Annotated in this window: 1 protein-coding gene; it reads left to right on the top strand. The window is 69.8% G+C overall.

Going from position 1 to position 1,124, the window contains the following annotated elements; genetic code table 11:
- Positions 1 to 270 precede the first annotated feature (270 nt).
- Positions 271 to 1,124: hypothetical protein (locus G7A99_RS12610; RefSeq protein ID WP_163140643.1), on the top strand; the 854-nt coding region annotated here is incomplete at its 3' end.

Here is a 1,124-nt window from a genome sequence, read left to right as displayed (position 1 = left end):
TGTCGGGCAGTGGGTGGACGGCGTCCGCACGCCCGACGGTACCCCCGGCATCGAGGCCGTGCGCGCGCACTTCAGCGACTGACGTGTCCGGATCCCGGCCCGGGCGGTACCGCCCGGGCCGCGGCCCTGCCCCTGCCTGGAACCCGTCCTGTCCCTGCACGACACCCCGCCCGGGGTTGTTCCGTTCCCCGAGATACCGGATGATGCCGCGGGAGCGGCACCCACAACGATACATCGACACGCCGCCGCCTCAGCCCCGGGACAACGCCTATGCGTGCCTTGCAGACCCATCGCCTGCTGCTCATGGGCCTGGTCGGTCTGGTGACCGCGCTGGGCGTCATCCTCGCCGGCTCGTCACTGTACGTGCTCGACCAGGCGCAGAAGCTGGAAACGGTGACGGAGAAGGCGCTGTTCGCGGGCATACGCGGTGAGCTGCGCGGCGCCTACGGCGCACTGGAGCGCCGGCTCGAGGACCGCCACGACACCTTCCTTGCCCTGCACCGCAGGGCCCGGGAATGGCTGCGCAAGCATGGCCGCGACGCCGACCTCGGGCCGCTGCAGGAGACGCTGTCGCGGGCTGCCGGGCACCGGGTGGACATCTACGTGATCTCGCCGGACTGGCACGTCACCCACACCACCTACCCCCCGGACCGCGGACTGGACTTCAACCAGCCTGCGCTTCGGGACGGCCAGTACTACCTCGAGCGGGCCCACCAGCAGGACGATACCCTGATCAGCCCGCCGACGCTGGAGGCGGTGTCCCGGCGTTTCCGCGTCTACAGCTACTCACCCCTGGGTGACGACGGCTACAGCCTCGAGCTCGGCTTCTCCGATCCGGCCATCGACCGCTTCTTCAACCGTCTGCAGGGTACCGCCGAGGGCAACGACGCCTACTCCGCGCGACTGTACTTCCTGCTCTGGGACCACCTGCTGCTGAGCCTGCGCGAACCCTGGCAGAGCGGCACGGACCCGGACGGAAAGGCGAGACTGCTCGCCCGGGGCGGGGAGCGGGAACAGCGCATGGCACGTATTCGCGAGGTCATTGCCAGCGGCAAGCCGGCGGTGACCGCCACCGAAGACGGCGACCGGCGTTACCTGATCTACGTCGCCGACATCCCCTACGG

This window comes from Arhodomonas sp. KWT, from assembly GCF_010993615.1.
This window is presented reverse-complemented; position numbering and strand designations above follow the sequence as displayed.